Origin of the sequence: Sphingomonas pollutisoli (assembly GCF_029167165.1) — a bacterium.
GTDB lineage: Bacteria > Pseudomonadota > Alphaproteobacteria > Sphingomonadales > Sphingomonadaceae > Sphingomonas > Sphingomonas pollutisoli.
In genome coordinates this window covers 1-561 of the sequence record NZ_JARFNJ010000068.1, presented here as the reverse complement: position 1 = coordinate 561, position 561 = coordinate 1, and the positions used below count along the sequence as shown (strand labels likewise).

The 561-nt window shown below is 61.1% G+C and carries 1 protein-coding gene; it reads left to right on the top strand.

The window, feature by feature from the left end; genetic code table 11:
- Positions 1-486, top strand: a 486-nt coding sequence (locus PX554_RS26590; protein WP_275505051.1) for an integrase core domain-containing protein, incomplete at its 5' end; no start/stop codon positions are given.
- Positions 487-561 lie beyond the last annotated feature (75 nt).

The window sequence follows — 561 nt, the reverse complement described above, 5'->3', positions numbered from 1 at the left end:
CGCTACATCATCGCCTGGAAGCTGTGCACCAACATGCGAGCCGAGGACGTCACCGACACGCTGGACCTCGCCCTGGCGGCTTCTGGTTGCGACAGCGCCACGGTGCTGCACAAACCTCGGCTACTCAGCGATAATGGCCCCAGCTACATCGCGGGTGAGCTGGCGGAATACATCGAGGCCCGGAAGATGAGCCATGTCCGCGGCGCCCCGTGTCATCCCCAAACCCAGGGCAAGATCGAGCGCTGGCACCAGACCCTGAAAAACCGCATTTTGCTGGAAAACTACTTCCTGCCCGGCGACCTCGAAGCCCACATCGAGGCCTTCGTCGAGCACTACAATCACCAGCGATACCACGAGAGCCTGGCCAATGTGACGCCTGCCGACGCCTACTTCGGCAGGGCTCCGGCAATCATCAAACTGCGCGAAAGGATCAAGCGACAGACCATCGAACATCGGCGCTTGCAGCACCGCAAGTTCGCCGCCTAACATCAACCCCCTGACGAGGTCCGCACTCCGCTAATCTACGCCGCGAGTTGTGCCGAATGTTCTGACGACGGACAG